The 18,344-nt window shown below is 38.0% G+C and carries 12 protein-coding genes; 8 read left to right on the plus strand and 4 right to left on the minus strand.

Translation table 11 applies throughout. From position 1 onward, the window contains the following. Nucleotides 1-1,009 precede the first annotated feature (1,009 nt). Nucleotides 1,010-1,894: a GGDEF domain-containing protein gene (locus DBX26_RS24380; RefSeq protein ID WP_118121171.1), complete on the plus strand. Its 885-nt coding sequence runs from the start codon at nucleotides 1,010-1,012 to the stop codon at nucleotides 1,892-1,894. Between the two features lie 324 nt (nucleotides 1,895-2,218). On the opposite strand, the gene norR is transcribed toward DBX26_RS24380, so the two are convergent. After that, the gene (gene norR, locus DBX26_RS24385; RefSeq protein ID WP_118121172.1) at nucleotides 2,219-3,751 is read right to left on the minus strand and encodes a nitric oxide reductase transcriptional regulator NorR; all 1,533 of its coding nucleotides are present in this window, start codon (nucleotides 3,749-3,751) and stop codon (nucleotides 2,219-2,221) included. Between the two features lie 196 nt (nucleotides 3,752-3,947). On the opposite strand from norR, the gene norV reads away from it, so the two are divergent. The 4 genes from norV to DBX26_RS24405 all read left to right on the plus strand — a co-directional run bounded on the left by norV (nucleotide 3,948) and on the right by DBX26_RS24405 (nucleotide 8,219). Further along, the gene (gene norV / locus DBX26_RS24390) at nucleotides 3,948-5,438 is read left to right on the plus strand and encodes an anaerobic nitric oxide reductase flavorubredoxin (protein ID WP_118121173.1); all 1,491 of its coding nucleotides are present in this window, start codon (nucleotides 3,948-3,950) and stop codon (nucleotides 5,436-5,438) included. A gap of 9 nt (nucleotides 5,439-5,447) precedes the next feature. Next, nucleotides 5,448-6,599, plus strand: a complete 1,152-nt coding sequence (gene norW, locus DBX26_RS24395) for an NADH:flavorubredoxin reductase NorW (protein WP_118121174.1) — start codon at nucleotides 5,448-5,450, stop codon at nucleotides 6,597-6,599. Between the two features lie 27 nt (nucleotides 6,600-6,626). Then, nucleotides 6,627-6,968: a DUF1971 domain-containing protein gene (locus DBX26_RS24400; protein WP_000018973.1), complete on the plus strand. Its 342-nt coding sequence runs from the start codon at nucleotides 6,627-6,629 to the stop codon at nucleotides 6,966-6,968. Between the two features lie 84 nt (nucleotides 6,969-7,052). After that, nucleotides 7,053-8,219, plus strand: coding sequence for a methyl-accepting chemotaxis protein (locus DBX26_RS24405; protein WP_006071640.1), 1,167 nt, complete (start codon nucleotides 7,053-7,055; stop codon nucleotides 8,217-8,219). 74 nt (nucleotides 8,220-8,293) lie between these two features. Here the strand turns inward: DBX26_RS24405 and DBX26_RS24410 are convergent, their stop codons facing one another. Then, entirely contained in the window at nucleotides 8,294-9,364 is a 1,071-nt protein-coding gene (locus DBX26_RS24410) for an HPP family protein (protein WP_118121175.1), read from the minus strand. A gap of 287 nt (nucleotides 9,365-9,651) precedes the next feature. Here DBX26_RS24410 and DBX26_RS24415 point away from each other — a divergent pair, with 287 nt between their 5' ends. Beyond that, complete coding sequence (locus DBX26_RS24415; protein WP_118121176.1) at nucleotides 9,652-10,299, plus strand: hemerythrin domain-containing protein; 648 nt, start codon at nucleotides 9,652-9,654, stop codon at nucleotides 10,297-10,299. A 56-nt stretch (nucleotides 10,300-10,355) separates the two neighbouring features. Here the strand turns inward: DBX26_RS24415 and narL are convergent, their stop codons facing one another. Both narL and DBX26_RS24425 read right to left on the minus strand, forming a co-directional pair. After that, entirely contained in the window at nucleotides 10,356-11,036 is a 681-nt protein-coding gene (gene narL / locus DBX26_RS24420) for a two-component system response regulator NarL (protein WP_118121177.1), read from the minus strand. 1 nt (nucleotide 11,037) lies between these two features. After that, nucleotides 11,038-12,789, minus strand: coding sequence for a histidine kinase (locus DBX26_RS24425; RefSeq protein WP_118121178.1), 1,752 nt, complete (start codon nucleotides 12,787-12,789; stop codon nucleotides 11,038-11,040). A 289-nt stretch (nucleotides 12,790-13,078) separates the two neighbouring features. On the opposite strand from DBX26_RS24425, the gene DBX26_RS24430 reads away from it, so the two are divergent. Then, on the plus strand, nucleotides 13,079-14,479 hold the full coding sequence (locus tag DBX26_RS24430) for a NarK family nitrate/nitrite MFS transporter (RefSeq protein ID WP_269465673.1): 1,401 nt from the start codon (nucleotides 13,079-13,081) through the stop codon (nucleotides 14,477-14,479). 99 nt (nucleotides 14,480-14,578) lie between these two features. Continuing rightward, entirely contained in the window at nucleotides 14,579-18,343 is a 3,765-nt protein-coding gene (locus tag DBX26_RS24435; protein WP_118121179.1) for a nitrate reductase subunit alpha, read from the plus strand. Nucleotide 18,344: the final 1 nt, after the last annotated feature.

Raw genomic sequence — 18,344 nt, forward strand, 5'->3', positions numbered from 1 at the left:
AACTAGTAATTCAAATTCGCTGTCGGATATCGAACATCAGACAATTAAGGTGACAAGCGCCTTATGAAAATTGTGTTGTACGAACTCAACTTAGAGCATTGACGTCTTAATACTCACATTTGACTAAGGTTGAAGAGACTGTTCCGAAACGTAGGTTGATCTAATAAGCTTTGATGCGATGGATGTATTTCTCCGTTGCAACTAACCAGATGGATCTACAGCCCCCAGGGTATGAGTCAATTAAAAATATCCTTTGTTTTGCCCCGATTTTGATAGAATCAATTATGAACGAAGTAAGGTCTGTAAAGGTAGGCCAGGTGACCTAGTTATTAAGAGAAGGGAGAGTTTTTTGTAAGGAGGGGTAGTATCACAATTTAGCTGTAGGGTGTCAAAGGTTGATGGTTACAACAGGAATTGGAAAAATAGCTAAAGCTATCATAGGCGCTATCGATCAGAGATCGTAATGAACGAATGAAACGATGATTAGGTGGTAAATTAAGCCTGAGAAATTACAACGCTAATGCAGGCGAAGCTTACTTATGGCCCAAAGCGTTGAATGAGCTTTAAGGGAGTAGATATGACAGAAACTCAGAACTATTAAGCGCAATTACGTGGACATACCTTTTCTCTAGTGTAAACAACAAGGTCTCTTACAATTACATTGAACTTATTTATTATTGTTACTCCACTTTTTCTATTTTTGGTCCATGTTTGATTTATAAGCTAGAAGATGTCAAGTGTGACATGAATTAATGAAATGATTATAAAAATCTAGACAAACTAGTGTAATAAGTATAAATAAACACTTTAAATGAAAACTTTATAAAGATTCTTAGATGTTCATGTTTTTGAGATGTACACACAAAAACATTTCAAATGCTGTTATTGAAGGGTAAGTGTAGCGATAGTTTAGTGTTCATTGATAAGATTAAGGCGTTTAATTGTTAGGTGAGGTGTTTCAGTTTGCAAAGTATCCTCTACAAGTACATTAAGCTAGTGAGGGTAGTAAGTGGATAATATTTTAAAGGAATTAGATACAAATGATTTGCAGAGATTCTATGTAGATCTTGGTCAGAGATTGATCAAGCATCAAGACGCTAGACTTAGTTTATTCTATCTGCTTCATTATCATGATTCTCGTAACTTAAACTATGGTAATCAATATATTATTCTGTATAAAATGGATTTCTCGGATCTATTGGATGAAGCTTACATTAGATTCGATAACCATATAAGAATAAAAGCAATTAAAGAAAATCTTTCTTCCCTTATCAAATTTACTGGGTATCTTTTAAGTAATGAAAGGATGATGAGTACAAGTAAAAAGAATTATAGGCACTTAATCTCTTTGATGAAAAAATTAGATAAAAGCATAGAAATATTTCGAAAAGAAATAACCCATGCATTAACTTATACAGATGAGTTAACAGGGCTTTTAAATAGGGCTGCATTTGAAAAAGATATCGAATATATAAATTCAGAATCTGTTGAATTTAACTATTCTTACTGTATAGCTCTTATTGACATAGATAATTTCAAGAATATTAATGATAATTATGGTCACTTGGTTGGAGATGATATCCTAGAATCGATTTCTGATATTATTCAATCCTCTATTAGGCCAGACGATAAAGCCTATCGTTATGGTGGCGAAGAAATTGCTCTTGTGTTAAAATATTGTAGCCTCACAGATGCATCATCTGTTGTTGAAAGGCTTAGAAAAAAAATCTCTAACTATATATTTATCTTCGATAAAATAGAACTTAAAGTAACTATATCTACGGGTATTGCAGAAAATGAAAGTAACGATACAAATTATCGAGAAACATTAGAACGAGCAGATAAAAATTTGTATAAAGCTAAAAGGTCTGGTAAAAATATAACAAAATATTGAATTTGTAAAAAGATAATTTTTTATAAAAAATATCATAGTTACATTGTTTCGTAATCTTAGAATCTGTCATGTTTTCTTGTGATTATTTTAATTTTTTAAATTCTATCCATAATTTTCAAAGTCTATAGAAATTTAAGATTATGGATGAATTGGCACCGACTTGATAGACACCTTTTAGCTAGGCCTTACCTCGGTGTCCAAAATTCGTGGCACGGACCATTCATGGTAAATAATAATTTTTCTTTGCATAAATTTAACTATAAAAGTGTTTTCGTAAAGTATCAATCGTATCACAAAGCGAAAGTTCAAATATGCAGTTAATCACTACTTGATTCCTAAACGTTTCGCTAAACGGTGTAGGTTCCCACTATCAAGCTCTAATTGGCGAGCCGTTGCTGCCCAATTTCCTTGGTTTTGATTGAGTGCATGAAGAATCGTTTTTTTCTGATACCTATCCGTTGCTTCTTTAAGCCCCACGTCAGGTTCACTAATCGAATAAATGTCGGTTGTGTTGATTACAACTGAATTTGCAGACGAGGATGTCTCGATATCAAAATCTGACACTAACAATTCGATGTCCGATGAGCGTGTGCGAGCTTTGGACAATACACCTGCACGCTTGATCATATGCTCCAGCTCTCGCACGTTTCCTGGCCACGAATATTGTTTTAATGCTTGAATAAGATCTGATGAAAAGCGAATACTATTTAGTCCTAATTTGCTTCTTAGCTGTTCTGCGAAGAAACCTGCTAATAATATGACGTCCTCCTCACGTTCGCGCAATGGAGGAACACGAATAGGGAAGACGCTTAAACGATGATATAAATCGGCTCTAAAACGTCCTGCGGTGACTTCTTCATGTAAAACTCGGTTGGTGGCTGCCACAATACGAGTATTGACACGGATATGTCGGTCATCCCCGACACGTTGAATATCCCCGTACTGCAAAGCTCGCAACAGCTTTGCTTGTAATTCAAGTGACAACTCACCAACTTCATCTAAAAATAAAGTACCACCGTCGGCCTGCTCGAATTTACCTTTGCGGTTACTGATCGCTCCAGTGAACGCTCCTTTTATATGTCCAAACAATTCACTCTCTGCTACAGATTCAGGTAACGCTGCACAATTTAGGTAGACCAATGTTTTATCTGCGCGATTAGAACGATGATGAATGGCGTTGGCAACCAACTCTTTTCCAACCCCAGTTTCGCCCATGACCAATACGGACAGTTCAGTATCGGCGACCGCATTAATTTGTTGTTGCAATGACTTCATTTCTGGCGATTCGCCAATAATGTCGTCATTCAATGCCCGTTTTTCAGTAAACGATTCTCTCGGCAAGCTGGTCTGTGTTTCCAATTGTTCTAGAAGCAATGCGGTATGAAGTCCGCCAGCGGCCAACGCACTGATAAAACGTAGCTCATGATTTAGAAGTGAATCAAACTGGAAGGGATCAAAAGCATCAATGGTGATTGCGCCAATGAGATGATCGTCTATTAACAAGGGTAACCCGATGCATGAATGGATGTGTAATTTATCATCATGATTAGGGATCAAGCCGTCGTAGGGGTCGGGTAAGTTACTATCCGATGGAAAACGCACAATATCACCCGCGCGGGCAATCGCTTCTAATCTTGGATGTTCATTGATAGAGAAGCGGCGACCCAATACTTCTTTTGCTAAACCATTGATGGCTAGCGGTTTAAAGTGTTGATCTTCATAAAGAAGCAGAGCAGACGAATCACACTTTAAGACTTCTCGTATTGTGGTGAGCAAGGTGTCAAAGCGAGCTTGTTGAGTAAGAGCTGAATTCAGATCTTGTGTAATGTGAAGCCATTGGGCGATTAGTGTAGTCATATTGAATATCCACAATTGTCAATATGACAATTTTAATGTCTTAATGACAGCTGTCAACAGTGTCATTAAGACATTATTTGTGTGGCGAGCTTGCGGTAAACTATTGATAAATAACAATATGTGTTTTTGGCATGCCTTGTGCAATATCTAATGTATCAGAGATAAATTAATTTAAATCCACGTTAAGGTAGTGACAATGACAATTCATGTTAAAAACAATATTCACTGGGTAGGTCAACGCGATTGGGAAGTGCAAGATTTTCATGGTACAGAATACAAAATGACTAAAGGTACCAGCTACAACAGTTACCTCATTCGAGAAGAAAAAACGGTATTGATTGATACTGTTGATCATCGATTCAGCCATCAGTTTCTTCAAAATCTTGAGATGGAAATTGATCTTAAGTCCATTGATTTTATCGTTGTAAACCATGCGGAAGAAGATCACTCAGGTGCCTTATCTGCATTAATGGAGAAAATTCCTAACACCCCCATTTATTGTACCGAAGCCGCGATAGATTCAATTGTTGGACATCACCATCATCCTGAGTGGAATTTCAAAACGGTAAAAACGGGTGACAGCATTGATATTGGTAACGGAAAACAGCTCGTTTTTGTTGAGGCGCCCATGCTTCACTGGCCTGACAGTATGATGACTTATCTAACGGGTGACGCGGTGTTATTTAGTAATGATGCATTCGGTCAACATTATTGTGATGAACGATTATTCAATGATGAAGTCGATCAAAATGAGTTGATGGATCAGTGTTTACGTTATTACTCCAATATCTTGACACCGTTTAGCAGCTTAGTAACTGCAAAGATTAAAGAGGTACTCAGTTTTAATCTGCCTGTCGATATGATTGCTACATCACATGGTATTGTGTGGAGAGATAATCCTGCTCAAATTATTGAGCAATATTTAGAATGGGCGGACAACTATCAAGAGGATCGCATTACGATTTTCTACGATTCGATGTCAAATAATACTCGAATGATGGCGGATGCGATTGCACAAGGTATTCATGATGTTGATTCTGGCGTTGCCGTTAAGGTTTTCAACGTCTCTAAGCATGATAAGAATGAAATTCTAGCTAACGTCTTCCGCTCTAAAGGTATTTTGGTCGGGTCTTCAACCATGAACAACGTCATGATGCCAAAAGTGGCAGGTATGCTAGAGGAAATCACGGGGCTTCGTTTTAAAGCGAAAAAAGCTGCCGCTTTTGGTAGTTACGGTTGGAATGGCGGTGCAGTTGATCGTATACATGCGCGGTTAACCGATGCAGGATTCGAAACTGCGTTAAGTTTGAAAACCAAATGGCGACCAGATGGAAAAGCAATGCGCGAATGTCGTGAACATGGTCAGGCGATTGCTAAATTATGGGCTAACAACTCGCTATCAAGATCTACAAAAGTACATTCGACAGCTCTCGAACCAGCATCTCAGGCTCCTCAAGTGAATCCGCGAAACGTCGAAGAAGTTCAGCTTGGTGTCCAACAGGAACAGCCACACCCTGAAGGTTGTCAGTGCATGATATGTACTGTATGTAACTGGGTATATGATCCTTCACAGGGTGAGCCAAACCAAGGCATTGAACCTGGAACAGTATGGTCTGACATACCCGATTACTTCTTATGCCCAGAATGTCACTTAGGCAAAGATGTCTTTGTAGAACATAAAGCGTAAGGAGGCAGTATGCAGATACCTATAGTGATCATTGGTAGTGGCTTTGCTGCTTACCAGTTAATTAAAACAGTGCGTCGTATGGACGCACATATTCCAATTCAGGTTTTTACTGCTGAAGATGGTGCCGAGTACAACAAGCCAGATTTGAGTCATGTTTTTAGTCGAAAACAAACAGCCTCGGATTTAGTTGTCAAATCTGGCGACATGTTTGCAAAAGAACATAACATCGACTTGTTTGCAAACACCAAGGTTGAAAAGGTAGATATTTACACGAAGCAGGTGACAGCAAATGGGCAAGTTTACCCCTATGGAAAACTGGTGTTTGCTACAGGAGCAAAAGCATTTGTTCCACCAATGAATGGTGATGGAGTAGGAGACGTATTGACGTTGAACTCGCTACAAGAATATCAGGCGGCTGAAACACAAATTAGCCGAGCAAAGCGGGTTTTGATCATCGGTGGCGGGCTAATTGGTGTTGAAATTGCAATGGATCTTGCAACCTGTGGTAAAAACGTAACCGTTATTGAGCCAAATACTCGCTTATTGGCAAACTTAATCCCTGAGTTCATTGCTTTGCCAATTGAAAGACAGCTTAAGCAGCAAGGTATCCAACTGGGATTAGAAACTAGCGTAGTCGCAGTAGACAGTTCAGAAAGTGGATTAACGGCAACATTACGCTGTGGGCGCACAGTTGAAACCGATATCGTGATTTCAGCGGCTGGCTTATGTGCCAATACACAGTTGGCTAAAGAAGCGGCTATTAGAGTTAACAAAGGAATTGTCGTCGATAGTCGTTTGCAGACTTCAACTCGTAATGTTTTTGCGTTGGGAGATTGCGCAGAAATCCAAGATCGAATGATGCCATACCTACAACCTATTGTGTTAGGCGCCAACGTACTAGCCAAACAACTATTGGGGCAAGACGCCCAGTTAGTGTTACCTCCCATGATGGTCAAGGTCAAAACGCCTAGTTACCCAATCCAACTAGCAGGAACAGTAAATGAGGTTGATCATTGGGAAGTGAATATTTCTGTTTCTGGTGTTGTGGCGAAAGCGAAAGATGACAACGACCATCTCGTCGGTTTTGTCGTTACAAACGAACAAATAGAGCAGGCATTCCCACTGCTTCGTGAGCTATCACAGATATCTAGACAATCGTAACATCGAATTTAAACAAAAGAGGACATTATGTCACATTTGCGTATACCAAAAGAGTGGACGATTCAACGCTCAACACCTTTCTTCACAAAAGACAACGTGCCGAGTGCTTTACTTTCTCACCATAACACGGCGGAAGATGTTTTCGGTCAATTGTGTGTTATGGAGGGGCAAGTGACTTACTATGGCTTTGCCGATGCGAATGCCACGGAACCTGAGATGGTTGTTGTTATTAATGCAGGTCAATTTGCGACAAGTCCACCGCAATATTGGCATCGTATTGAGTTGAGTGATGATGCCCAATTCAATATTAATTTTTGGTCCAATTCAACTAAAACCAATCAGCCAATGTATCAGTCTCAATCTAAATAGTTTTATCTATGTATCTTGGGGCAACATTAGTTGCCTCAATGCTAATTAAATATCTATGATTAGTCTTGAAAATAAGGAAAATTGATGTATTCACTATTTATTCGTATGCGATTTGTGCATTGGTTAGGTGTTGTTATTCTTGTGATGAATGCATTATTTTTTACCGAAAATATGATTTCTCAGATACTTCAAGGCATCGTTGTTATTTTTTTAATTATACACGATATAGATGAAAAAATTTGGGGTGTTGATTCTCTAAAAAATGTCACCATGTATATGAGAAACTTTGAAAGGAAAGATTTATCAACACCTTGCAACATTAACAGCCAATACAACAGTGAAATTACCAATGTGTTGAATGTAATCAACACATTCAGATTCAATGTTAAGGTGGCGCTTGAAGAAATTCAGCAACAAGCGATTGCATCAGATGAGATTTCTACGCAATTGAAATATAAATCGACAAATATCTCGGAGCGAATTTTAAGGCAGGATGCTAGTGTTAGTTCACTAAATGAACAGCTTGAAGAGCTTGATAACACTTCAATCGCTCTTAAAGTGAAGGCCGAAGAAACTCAGATTCAAGTAAAGAGTACACACGCGAAGCTTGAGCATTCTGTTGGGATGATGGACAACCTTGTCCAAGGTCTCGATCAATACTTAGAAAGTAACCACCAGTTACAGAAGAGTTTCAATAAGCTTTCCGCGCAAACACTATCGATAGAAAATGTCGTTTCAGTTGTTGCAAAATTAGCGGACCAAACTAATTTACTAGCATTGAATGCCGCAATTGAAGCGGCCCGCGCTGGAAATCAAGGTCGAGGTTTTGCGGTTGTAGCAGATGAAGTCAGAAGATTGGCGCAATCCACGCAAGAGAGCTTGCATGAAATTAACTCGATAGTTTCTGAGATATCAACGACTGTAAAAATGGCTGGGACGCAAATGTCGTCGCAAACTTCGACGATAACTCTTCTATCTGAAAATACGATTAAAAGCCAAACTGAAATTCGCAACGCCAATGAAAGCATAGGGTCTGTACTGTCATTTATTGAACATAATGAAAGCGAACATGAAGTTAACATTCATACGATCAGTCAATTAGTTTGTGAAGCAAATTCCAAAGTTGATGAGTTGAAACAATTGTCTAGTTCGAACGCTATTGACTGTGAGGCCCTTATAAAACAGGGTATTAATTTAACAAAGGTAACAGAAAATGTTGTTGAAAAACTGAGTATGTTCAAAACTGCTTGAATGAAATTGGTTGGTTGTAAATTATTAAAATCAACCAACCATTTCAAAGGGAATAAATCTATTAATCGTTTAATTTATTTTTTTAAGTTGTACAAGAATTCGATTAGATCTGACTGTGTGATCATTCCGATTAACTGGTTATGGTCATTTATAATCGGTATATGGTGAAACCCCGAGGTCAAATATGGAATAAGACGAGCTACATGTTGATCTTCATGCATAGAAATTGGATTTCTTTTCATATATTGGCCAATAGTGTTCGACGTCTTTTTCTTTGCCAAGAGGTATAAACCTACGAATGAGTTTATTTTTCTTTTTTCGACATAAAGTAAAAAATCGACTAATGAAAAAATACCTACAATTTCTTTATCGGAGTTTATAATAGGAATTGCACTAAACTTATTTTTTTGAAGTGTATTGAGACCCTCATAGACAGAATCACTTTCTGTGAGTGCCAGAATGTTTTCTGTCATTACATGTTTGCAGGTCAGTTTTTGACTTTTGTGCTCCAAAGCAAGCAGGTGAGTTTGTTTGAAAATTTCATCGAGCGTTTGTTCATCAATATCTAACCATTCATTTCTCGTTTCCAGAACACTATGTAATTCATCAAAGTAAAGTGATGACTTTTCATGTGCAGACTTTGAATTAATTGATGGTTTTTGAGTTGTTTTCGAAGACCTTATGGCATTCCATCTACGATACACAATGCCAGACAAGGCTAGGGGAAGAACATTAAGTAAGACAGGATCGAATATGAAGTAAACATCTGGCTGCGATGTGTGACTCAACACAGGGACAAGTGCAGTTGCTACGCCAGGTGGATGGACACATTTTAGGACAATCATAATGATGATAGTGCAAGTTATTGTCAGTGTTATCAAAACTATGAGATCATCGAATGCCGTCGATAAACCGATACCGACCAACGCCGCCGTTAAATGTCCACCGACCAAAGGCCATGTTTTTCCCATTGGACTGCTAGGGATCACAAAAATGATCGTGATGGAAGCCCCTATTGATGCAATCAATAAAGGGGTTGTGGAAATGGTATGCCCGTAGTTTGCAAGTACCGCAATGATAGCTGATGTAAGGAATACAGGTATTGCAATGAATGAAAGATTGAATAAGCGGTCAAAATGAGACATAGGAATCAAAGTAAAAGTGAAAAACGGAATTTTATGCGATCATTAAATGTTGATAAAGCGTTTAAATTTTTATGGATATAATTAAAACGAACATGAGTTGTCTAATCTTTATATAAATAGGCTTGATTTATAAATACCATTATCGTATGCCGTGTATAAATATGAAATGTTATTTTTCATTATTGTCGTAATCATTTAGAGGTAAATTTAATTAAATCATATATTAAGACTAATAGGTTAGATAGTTCTAGAGTAGAATAAAAGTGATATGAAAGAGGATAATTGATATGAACATAAATAATACTTCCCTATGTGATATTATAAAAAACGTTCCAGGTTCAATAAATGTATTAAAATCGTACAACATTAATGTATATATAAACTTAAGGAAAACATTAAATGAATTTTTAGTTATCGATGATATTTCCAAATATTCTAATATGATTGATGAATTAAACGAACTGAGTCGGGATAACAAAGAGTTGCTGAAATTTTGTGATATACCTCATCAAGAGTTGATAAAATATATCATTGCTAACTTTCACATAAAACACAGAGATCAGTTGAATCGGGCGATAGAGTTAGCGAAACGTGTTGAAACTGTACACTATGACCACCCTAAATGCCCTCTTGGTTTGAGTGAATGCTTAGAAGGGATTGAGAACGATCTATGCAGTCATATGGAGAAAGAAGAACAAATCTTGTTTCCAATGATCAGTCAAGGGATCTATCCTGATGGTCCTATTTTCGTCATGGAGAAAGACCATGATGACCATATCCAGGCATTGAGTGATTTAATGACTTTGGTGAACTACTTGGAAGTACATGAAGATGCATGTCAGTCATGGCAAAATTTATATTTATTATTAGAGCAATTTGAAAGTGACATCCTCACGCACATTGCTTTAGAGAACAATATTTTATTTAAAAATTAATGTACAGTGAAGAATGAATTTCTGCTTAATCGATGTGTTTAGGCAGAAATATCTAATTATTCGAACCTGATTTTTTCTTGATGTACCCAAACTGCTGCTTCAACTCGAGAGCGTAATTGTAGTTTTTTCAAGATGCTTTTTACATGAACTTTTACTGTGCTTTCGGAGATGAAAAGTTTATTAGCAATCATTTTGTTTGATAAACCAACAGCAATGTTTTTCAGAATCTCCTGTTCCCGAGTGCTAAGAACATCAATAGATACATTGGTTAGTTTTTCTTGCTTCTTTTCTCTTAGATTTCCTACTAAAATTGATGTTAATTCAGGGCTAATGACTGTTTTTCCTAAACATGCATTTTCAATAGAGGCTAGTAATTCTTCTGGTTCCATATCTTTTAAAAGATATCCGTCTGCACCTAATTTAATCGCCTTAGACACGTCTTCATCGTAATTTGAAACGGTAAAAATAATAATTTTGCTTGAGATGTGTTTATCTCGTAGTAATTTTAACGTTTTCAATCCATCTAACTCTGGCATATTGATATCTAATAGGATTAAGTCTGGTTCGTAGTCAATAGCATAATCCACCCCTTGAATCCCATTACTTGCTTCTGCAACGACGGTTAGATGTTTTCTGGTATTGAGTAATTGCTTAATACCATTTCTCAACATTGGGTGATCGTCGATTAAAAGTATTGTGGATGCTTCAGCATTGGTAAATGTATGTTCTTTAATCATATTATACTCGTGAATATATAGGAAAAGTTAGGTAGAATTCAGTCCCTTTGCCAGGAGAGGAGATGATATCCCATTTTCCTGATAGAGACTGTGCTCTGTCACCAATAATTTTTAGACCATAACGAGAGTTTTCTTGTGAAGTAGAGAATCCACAACCATCGTCGAGAATAACTAAGGAGATATCATTATCTTTCATTGATAAATCTAGCGTTACATCGGAAGCTTGTGCATGCTTATAAATATTATTTAATAGCTCACGAATTATTTGTATTAAATGTATTGAATGATGAATGGATATTTTATTAGCTGGGATTTCATAACTAAAATTTATTTTGGTGCCAATTTTTTTGTTATATTCCTTAACCGTGTTTTCCAGCGCAGGTAAAAAACCTAGCCCATCTAACCTCAACCGAAAGGTTGTCAAAAGCTCTCTAAGTTGACAATAAGCAACATTTACTTCTTCTCGCATTTCACCAATAATAGATATCTGTTCTTCGTCTAAGTTAGATAAATCCATTTGTAAAATACTCAATTTAATCTTGAGACAAGACAGGGACTGAGCGATTGAATCATGTAGTTCTCGTGCAATTGTATTTCTTTCTTTTAATATTAATAACTGCTGATCCTGCTGAACCTTATAGAAAACGGAAAGAGATTGTGTTAATAGTTCTGAAAATGCAATTATTAATTGCTCATTTTCTATATTTATGCAGGATTTTATATTGTTTGATATGACGATTTTTCCATAGTCATGATTAGAGTCCTTTAGTTTTATAGTGATCTCTGATAGGTTTTCTATGAACGTCTTTTCATTATCAAAGCAGAGGTTGCAGCTGAGGTTTTTGCAAAAATCAGGTCTGCTTATTGAACCAAAATCAAATATTTGAGTATTATCACTTTCTTGATAATCATTAATTAATATTTTAACTTTATGTATACCAGTTAATTCAATTAACTCTTGAGTTAATGGTGCCAACATATCGCAACTATACTGTTCATTATTAAACTTTTTACATGCTCGATATAGAAAGTCTAAGTATTTATTTTTTCTATTCAAATCCTCTGTCTTATGATATACAACATTTTCTAAATTTATATATGTTTTTTTTATACTTTCTGACATTAAATTAATAGAATCGCCCAATTCATTCATTTCATCTTTATGTTTCTGTACGATAAACTTCTTACTAAAGTCTCCAGATTTAATCGATCTTGATATATCAAGTATTGACATCCATGGCTTAAATAGCCTTGAGTATAGGTTTCCAATAGAATATATTCCAAATATTATTATCATAATGGAAAATGCTTTTTGGATGTTTTCTAGAGATTTAATATTGTTCTCGGTATTACGTTCTACTTTATAGATCAGATTATCTATTATTTTCACAAACTCGTCAGAGTTTGATCTTATTGATTCATAGTTCTGATTTTCTATATTTTTCTGAAAGAAAGCTAATAAATTTCCATGCTGATCGCTTAAACCACTTTTGATCATGTACTCTATTATGTTTGGATTATTCAGATTTTTATTAATTCTACTTATATTTTCTGACGTAATACTTTTATCTGTAGACAAAATAGATTTATAGATGAGCATTCTTATCGAGCCAATTTGATTAACAATGTGCGTTCGACCTTGAATATTGTCTACCGTTATGAGTGAAATAAACATACCAGATAAAGATATACTACAAAGTATTAATATAAAGAATGAAATTTTTTTTGTTATGGATATATTGAAAAAATTCATTATCTCATCTAATGAGCTAGTTTTCCGTATCCAATAACATACCGCTTTTTTATGATACAAGACATACTACCATTGGGTTACTACCTAATAGTTTCCTAAACCGCCTGTTTATGAAATTTTTTGTTTTTTTAATAATATCAATCATTTATAAAACAAGGCTGTAACTACAATGAGCAGTATCACTTAATGGGTGGGTTTTATTAGGAATATGTCTTTGATCTAAATCAACAATTTTACTACGTGATTATCACTAAATGTACTGGTTTTTCCAATAACAATGGTGTTAATCATGTCAATAAATATAGATACAAAGGACATGGAGTCGTCTGGTCGATTAAGTACTCGTTCAATTAAACAATGGCTTCCCGAGGATAGTTCGTTTTGGTTATCTCAAGGACAATACATTGCAAAACGAAACTTATGGATTTCGATTCCTTGTCTACTATTGTCCTTTTGTGTTTGGATGATCTTTAGTGCTGTTGCAGTTAATCTGCCTAAAGTCGGCTTTTCATTTAGTACAGAACAACTGTTTTTGTTAACGGCTTTACCCTCTGTCTCAGGAGCGATCGGTCGTATTCCGTATTCTTTTACAATTTCAATATTTGGCGGTAGACGTTGGACAGCATTCAGCACGCTGATGCTTATTGTACCAATGGTTTGGCTAGGGATTGCAATCAGTAATCCTCACACTGCATATTCCACGTTCGTCATGATTGCACTGTTGTGTGGACTAGGCGGTGCAAACTTTGCCTCAAGTATGGCCAATATTAGTTTCTTTTACCCAAAGGAAATGCAGGGGAGTGCGCTTGGGTTAAATGGAGGACTTGGTAATCTCGGTGTCAGCGTAATGCAGTTGGTGGTCCCTATCGCTATTTCGTTTCAATGGTTTAATTCGCAATCTGAAGGACTACAGCTCCAAAACGCAGCATGGATTTGGGTTCCGTTAATTTTGCTCTTTAGTGTCATTTCTTGGTTTGGAATGAACGATATAGAAAGTGCAAAAGCCTCGTTCAAAGAGCAGGTCAAAGTACTTAAACAAGGGCACTTATGGTTGATGAGTTTATTGTATCTCTCCGCATTTGGTTCTTTTATAGGGTTCTCTGCTGGCTTTGCGATGTTGTCTCAAACTCAATTCCCTGAAGTTGATGTGTTGAAATTTGCATTTATTGGTCCGCTCATTGGTGCGCTTATGAGACCTGTTGGTGGGGCATGGTCAGATAAATTTGGTGGTATAAAAGTAACGTTTTTAAATTTCGTTCTAATGGCGTTATTAACAATTCTTATCTTCTTTACTATTCCATCAGAAAGATCGTCAGGTAGCTTTGTTCTCTTCCTTATCATTTTCATGGGACTATTTGCCTGCTCAGGTATTGGCAGTGGGTCAACATTTCAAATGATTGCGGTTTTATTCCGCCGTATTATCACGCAACAAGCGAGAGTGGCTGGGTTGGATGAGGAAATTATCACACGTAAATCAGCAACGGATACAGCAGCAGCATTGGGATTTATATCTGCCATTGGCGCGTTTGGTGGTTTCTTTATTCCCCAGGCATTTGGTCTATCGCTCTCTCTTACAGGCTCTGCTTCAAGTGCCTTAATACTATTCCTATTTTTCTATGTCGTTTGTTCAATCATTACGTGGTTCGTTTATGGACGAAATATAGAGAACGGTTACGCGACAAAAATATAAGTCACATATTTAACTCGAGCATTTTTATCGTAGATATCAACGTTAATTATTAACTAAGCATAAATAATAATTAGTTCCTAAATATAGGAGAAACACTGAATGAGCAAGTTTTTGGATCGGTTTCGATACTTTAAACAAGTCGGAGATTCGTTTTCTGGTGATCACGGACAAACACTTAATACAAATCGTGATTGGGAAGATGGATACAGAACGCGTTGGCAGCATGATAAAATTGTGCGCTCTACTCACGGCGTAAATTGCACTGGGTCTTGTAGCTGGAAAATCTATGTCAAAAATGGGTTGGTGACATGGGAAACTCAACAAACAGATTATCCTAGAACACGTCCAGATCTTCCCAATCATGAGCCGAGAGGATGCCCGCGAGGGGCGAGTTACTCATGGTACTTATATAGTGCGAATCGCCTCAAGTACCCAATGGTACGTAAACCGTTATTAAAACTTTGGCGTGAGGCAAAACGTCGTTTTGCAGATCCGATCGATGCATGGAAATCTATCGTCACTAACTCTGACTCGACTACTGCTTATAAAACAGCGCGGGGACGAGGAGGATTTGTACGTAGCTCTTGGGCTGAAGTTAATGAAATTATTGCCGCTTCTAATATATACACCATAAAAGAACATGGACCAGATCGCGTGGTGGGTTTCTCCCCAATTCCAGCCATGTCAATGGTGTCTTACGCTGCTGGTGCGAGATACTTGTCTCTCATTGGTGGCTCTTGTTTGAGTTTTTATGATTGGTATTGTGATTTACCACCAGCATCTCCGATGACGTGGGGGGAGCAAACAGACGTTCCTGAATCAGCAGATTGGTATAATTCTTCATACATTATTGCTTGGGGTTCGAACATCCCTCAAACTCGTACTCCTGATGCGCACTTCTTTACCGAGGTCCGCTATAAAGGGACGAAAACGGTCGCAATTACACCTGATTACGCTGAAGTTGCAAAACTCTGCGATCATTGGCTTAACCCAAAACAAGGTACGGACAGTGCAGTAGCACTCGCAATGGGTCATGTAATTCTTAAAGAATTTCATGTTAAACGTCAGTCTGAATACTTCCAAAACTACTTGCGACAATATTCAGATATGCCGATGTTGGTGAAGTTGGAACCTAGAGCTGACGGTAGCTACAGTGCAGGTCAGTTTTTACGTGCATCAGAGCTAGTGAATAACCTCGGTGAGTCCAACAATCCTGAATGGAAAACCATCGCTATTAACGAAATGGATGGAGAATTTATTGCGCCTAATGGCTCTGCTGGTTTCCGATGGGGGGAGAAAGGTAAATGGAATCTTGAGCAGCAAGCGGGAGATGGCCAGAATAATGTCAAATTACAACTAGGGATAAAAGATGCAGACGACACGCTTGATGTTGCCTTCCCTTATTTTGGTGGTTTAGAGCACGAACATTTTACCCATGTGCCACTCTCAGACCTCATTAATCGTAAGCTACCAGTGAAACGTATTACTTTGGAAGACGGAACCGAAACATTTGTCACTACTGTATATGATCTGACACTTGCGAATTATGGTGTAGAGCGTGGATTAAGTGATCCTAGTTGTGCAGCTGAGTATTCCGAACTCAAAGCTTATTCTCCAGCATGGGCTGAAAAAATCACAGGAGTCTCAGCCGACGAGATCATTCGAATTGCAACTGAGTTTGCGGATAATGCAGAGAAAACTCGTGGACGTTCGATGATTATTGTGGGTGCAGGCTTAAACCACTGGTACCACATGGATATGAACTATCGCGGTTTGATTAACATGTTGATCTTCTGTGGCTGTGTTGGCCAAAGTGGTGGTGGTTGGGCGCATTATGTCGGACAAGAAAAACTTCGTCCTCAGACAGGATGGCAACCTCTAGCGTTTGGATTAGATTGGCAGAAGCCTCCACGTCATATGAATGGCACATCCTTCTTCTACAACCATTCGAGTCAATGGCGATATGAGAAGTTAAAAGTCGATGAATTACTGTCTCCAGTAGCGGATAAAACGCGCTACAGCGAACACTTGATCGATATGAACGTTAAAGCAGAGCGAATGGGATGGCTACCTTCGTCACCACAACTTAATGTCAACCCGTTGAATATTGCCAAACAGGCACAAAGCTCAGGACAGTCAGCAACTGATTACGTTGTGAATGCGTTGAAAGACGGTGAGATTCGTTTCGCATCAGAACAACCTGAAAAACATTATCCACGAAATATGTTTATATGGCGTTCTAACTTACTTGGCTCGTCGGGTAAAGGTCACGAATACATGCTCAAATACTTACTCGGAACCGAGCATGGTATTCAAGGTAAAGATCTGGGCGAGTTTAGTGCAACAAAACCGAGTGAAGTGGAATGGAATGATCAACCAACACAGGGCAAGCTTGATCTCGTTGTTACGTTAGATTTTCGTATGTCGAGCACGTGTTTATTCTCGGATATCGTCCTTCCAACCGCAACGTGGTATGAAAAAGATGACATGAATACGTCGGATATGCATCCATTTATTCATCCTCTATCAGCAGCGGTTGACCCAGCTTGGGAAGCGAAGTCTGACTGGGAAATCTACAAAGGCATTACTAAAGCATTTTCGAGTCTTTGTGAAGGCCATTTGGGTAAAGAAACCGATATCGTTACGTTACCTATACAGCATGATTCTCCAGCGGAAATAGCGCAGGCATTTGATGTTAAAGATTGGAAACTTGGTGAATGTGAGTTGATCCCTGGTAAAACTGCACCACATATTATGGCCGTGGAACGTGACTATCCTAATACCTATGCACGATTCACCTCTCTAGGGCCACTATTAAATAGTCAAGGTAACGGTGGAAAAGGAATCAACTGGAATACCGATAGTGAAGTTGAATTGCTCAAAAAACTCAATTATGTCCATCATGAAGGAGCCGCAAAAGGACTCGCTAAAATTGAAACAGCCATTGATGCAGCAGAAGTGATTTTAACGCTAGCACCAGAAACGAACGGGCAGGTAGCAGTAAAAGCGTGGGATGCATTAAGTGAATTCACAGGGCGAGAACACCGCCACCTAGCCATCAATAAAGAAGAAGAAAAAATTCGCTTTCGAGACATTCAAGCACAACCGCGAAAAATCATATCGAGTCCAACATGGTCTGGCTTAGAAGATGAACATGTGTCCTACAACGCTGGTTATACCAATGTACATGAGTTGATACCATGGCGAACAGTAACAGGACGTCAACAGCTATATCAAGATCATCAATGGATGAGAGATTTTGGTGAGAGTTTAATAGCTTATCGTCCACCTATTAACACTCGTACTGTTCACGACATTATGGGTAAGAAGGGAAATGGCAACAAAGAGAAAGCCTTGAACTGGATTACGCCACACCAAAAATGGGGGATTCACTCTACATACAGTGAAAACTTACTGATGCTGACACTATCACGTGGTGGCCCAATTGTGTGGATGAGTGAAATAGACGCAAAAGACCTTGGTATTGAAGATAACGATTGGATCGAAGCATTTAACTCTAATGGCTCATTAACGGCACGGGCTGTGGTCAGTCAACGTGTACCTGAAGGCATGGTCATGATGTACCACGCACAAGAGCGTCTTGTTAACTTGCCAGGTGGTGAGATTACTGGACAACGAGGTGGTATCCATAACTCAGTTACTCGGGTATGTCCAAAACCTACTCATATGATTGGCGGCTATGTGCATCAGGCTTATGGCTTTAACTACTACGGAACAGTCGGTTCGAATAGAGATGAATTTGTTGTTGTTCGTCGAATGAAGGAAGTCAAATGGCTAGATGGCGAAAACAACGATTATACACAAGCACCGAATATGTACAGTGGTTTAGTGGGAGATAAATAAG

It is taken from the genome of Vibrio sp. dhg (assembly GCF_003443775.1).
Classification (GTDB): Bacteria; Pseudomonadota; Gammaproteobacteria; order Enterobacterales; family Vibrionaceae; genus Vibrio; species Vibrio natriegens.